Here is a 3,029-nt window from a genome sequence, read left to right as displayed (position 1 = left end):
CCGGTCGTCGTCGGCGTCGCCGCGCTCGTCGTCGCGGTCGTCGGCGCGCTCGTGACCGTCAGCGCCGGGCGGCTCGGCATCCCGCTGGCGGAGCTGCCGACCGTGCTCGCCGGGAACGGCTCGAGGATCCAGGAGTGGGCGCTGTTCACCAAGGCGCTCCCGCGGCTCGCCGTCGCCGCGGCCGCCGGTGCCGCGTTCGCCGTCGCGGGTGCGCTGTTCCAGTCCGTCACGCGCAACCCGCTCGGGAGCCCCGACGTCATCGGCCTCGGGTCCGGCGCCGCGGCGGGGGCCGTCGCCGCCGCGCTCGTCTGGCCGGGCGTCGTCCCCGTGCCGATCGGTGCTGTCATCGGCGCGGTCGTCGCGGTCGTCGCCGTCTGGCTCGGCACCGGGCGCGGGTTCGCCGCACCCCACCGCATGGTCGTCACCGGGATCGCCGTCGGCGCGATGGCGCTCGCGTTCGTCCAGCTCGCGCTCGCGCGCGGCAACCGGGAGGACGCGCAGGAGGTCGCGATCTGGATCAACGGGTCGCTGCTCGCGCGGACGTGGACCGACGCGGCCGTCGTCGCCGGCGCGCTGCTCGTCCTCCTCCCGCTCGCGCTCGTCCTGACCCGCGCCCTCCAGGTCGTCGAGATGGGTGACGAGGCCGCCACGGCCGTCGGCGTCCGGCCGTCGACCGTCCGCACCGCGGCCGTCGTCGTGGGCGTCCTCGCGACCGGGGCCGCCGTCAGCGTGTGCGGGCCGATCGCGTTCGTCGCGCTCACCGCCCCGCAGATCACGCGTCGGCTGACCCACTCGACCGGCCCCGGGATCGCCGCCGCGGCGTGCACCGGCGCGGCCGTGCTCGTCGTCGCCGACCTGATCGCGCAGTACGCCGTCCCGGGGCAGCAGTTCCCCGTCGGTGTCGTCACGGCCGCCCTCGGCGGCGTCTACCTCGCGTTCCTGCTGGTGCGCGAGTGGAGGAGGAGCGCCGCATGAGCACCACCCACCCCGCACCTGCTCCCGGAGCGTCCGGCGACGGCAGCACCGCGGCCGCCGCGTCGCCGCTGGAGGCGCGCGACCTCACGCTCGCCTACGACCAGCTCGTCGTCGCCCGTGATCTGTCCGTCGCGATCCCGCGCGCGTCGTTCACCGTCATCATCGGCCCCAACGGCTGCGGCAAGTCGACGCTGCTGCGCGCGCTCGCCCGCACCCTCAAGCCGCGCACCGGCGAGGTGCTGCTCGAGGGCCAGCCGGTCGAGAAGATGCGCGGCAAGGACGTCGCCCGCCGCCTCGCGCTGCTCCCGCAGAGCCCCGTCGCGCCCGAGGCGATCACGGTCGGCGACCTCGTCGCGCGCGGCCGGTACCCGCACCAGGGCATCCTGCGGCAGTGGTCGCCCGCCGACGCCCGTGCCGTCGCCGCCGCGCTCGACGCGACCGAGGTCGCCGACCTGCGCGACCGCTACGTGTCCGACCTGTCCGGCGGCCAGCGGCAGCGCGTGTGGCTCGCGATGGCGCTCGCGCAGGAGACCGACCTGCTGCTGCTCGACGAGCCGACGACCTATCTCGACATCGCGCACCAGGTCGAGGTCATGGACCTGTGCGCGCGCCTGCACGAGGAGGGGCGCACGCTCGTCGCGGTCCTGCACGACCTCAACCAGGCCGCGCGGTACGCGACGCACCTCGTCGCGATGCGGGACGGGCGCGTCGTCGCGGAGGGTCCGCCCGCCGAGGTGGTGACCGCCGAGCGGGTGCGCGAGGTGTTCGGGCTCGCGTGCCGCGTCGTGCCGGACCCCGAGACGGGGACGCCCATGGTCGTGCCGTTGCGCGGGGCTGCCTCACGCCTCTGAGGGCATGGGGCCGGCGTCGGGTCCCGCGTCAGACGACGATGTCCGACGCCTCCGTCAGCGTGACCCACGCCTTCTCGCCCAGCGCACGCGTCGGCGGCAGGACGTCGGCCTCCACGGCCGGTCCGAGGTCGAGCCCGGTGAGCTCCTCGATCGTCGACACCGGCACCTGGAACGTGCGGAACGGCCCGAGCGGCGGGGGAGCGTCGACGTCCCGCGCCGCGCGCTGCGCCTCGTCGAGGTCGAGCCCGCCGAGCAGCGGCGACTGGTCCACGAGGAACCCCGCCGACGCGAGCCTGAGCTTCGGTGCCTTGTCGTCGGGGACGCCCGCGGACGGCGCGTCGGGGTCGGGCGTCGCCCACACGGCGACCTTCCAGAAGTGCCGCGGCACGCCGACTCCCCGGTAGACGGGGTCGTCGTCGCGCAGCACGGGACCGGTGAACACGCTGACCCGCTGCCGCCACGTCTCGGCGTACTCGAGCACGTGGTCCTCGAGGCCGACCCACAGCTGCTTGCCCTGGTTGAAGTCGTCGACCTGCGGCGCCGCGTTCGTGTAGCGGAACGTGTCGACGTTGGCCTGCTGCGCGACGTCCGGCGCACCCCAGACGGGGTCGGCGCGGCGGACCAGGTGCCCGCGGTCGAGGCGGTTGTTCCGGTAGACGTCGGGCCCGGCCTGCCGGTCGGCCGGCACGCGCGGGTCGAGCTCCCACCTGTCGTTGCGCGGCAGGTCGAGCAGCCGGCCGCCGTCGATGTTGACGGCCGTGGCCGCGGCGAGCTTGTGCTGCGGGTCGAACTGCACGGTGAAGTGCGTCGACGGGAGGTCCTCCGTGGGCCGCGGCGTCACCGGCAGCGGCAACGGAGGGCCGAGGAAGAACGGGTCGTACCCTGCGTGATCCATGCCGCCCCCTACGGTGCTCACATGACGACGGTAGCGGCGGGGTCGACGCGGACGACATGACAATCGCGACAAATCACCCACTGCTGCTGCGCGCGGCGCGGCGCGTCGGGCATACGGGCCCGGTGGACGTCCTGCTCCGCGACGGCCGCATCGCCGCGCTCGGGCCCGACCTGCTCGATGCCGCCGGCCCGCGAGCCGAGGTCGTCGAGCTCGACGGCCGCCACGTCCTGCCCGGTCTGTGGGACGCGCACGTGCACCTCACGCAGTGGGCGCTCGCACGGCAGCGGCTCGACGTGTCCCGCGCGGCG

3 protein-coding genes and 1 pseudogene are annotated in these 3,029 nt (G+C 75.3%); 3 read left to right on the top strand and 1 reads right to left on the bottom strand.

The features are described from left to right. Both HGA02_RS14850 and HGA02_RS14845 read left to right on the top strand, forming a co-directional pair. Window positions 1–975 (top strand): FecCD family ABC transporter permease (locus HGA02_RS14850; protein WP_168679776.1); only part of this gene is annotated, 975 nt, incomplete at its 5' end. Next, the gene (locus HGA02_RS14845; RefSeq protein WP_246247839.1) at window positions 972–1,826 is read left to right on the top strand and encodes an ABC transporter ATP-binding protein; all 855 of its coding nucleotides are present in this window, start codon (window positions 972–974) and stop codon (window positions 1,824–1,826) included. The genes HGA02_RS14850 and HGA02_RS14845, both read left to right, overlap by 4 nt. A gap of 28 nt (window positions 1,827–1,854) precedes the next feature. Here HGA02_RS14845 and HGA02_RS14840 read toward each other — a convergent pair whose 3' ends face one another. Beyond that, complete coding sequence (locus HGA02_RS14840) at window positions 1,855–2,721, bottom strand: DNA/RNA non-specific endonuclease (RefSeq protein WP_168679775.1); 867 nt, start codon at window positions 2,719–2,721, stop codon at window positions 1,855–1,857. 56 nt (window positions 2,722–2,777) lie between these two features. On the opposite strand from HGA02_RS14840, the pseudogene HGA02_RS14835 reads away from it, so the two are divergent. Beyond that, window positions 2,778–3,029: pseudogene (locus HGA02_RS14835) on the top strand (amidohydrolase); the annotation flags it as partial.

Source organism: Cellulomonas septica (assembly GCF_012396155.1).
Taxonomy (GTDB): Bacteria; Actinomycetota; Actinomycetes; order Actinomycetales; family Cellulomonadaceae; genus Cellulomonas; species Cellulomonas septica.
Note: the sequence above shows the minus strand (reverse complement) of the source record. Positions and strands in the feature narration are given on the sequence as shown.

What these genes read in the sequence shown, in the direction of transcription:
- HGA02_RS14845 (WP_246247839.1), top strand. Translation starts at nt 972, where the DNA reads ATGAGCACCACCCACCCCGCACCTGCTCCCGGAGCGTCCGGCGACGGC.
- HGA02_RS14840 (WP_168679775.1), bottom strand. Translation starts at nt 2,721, where the DNA reads ATGGATCACGCAGGGTACGACCCGTTCTTCCTCGGCCCTCCGTTGCCG.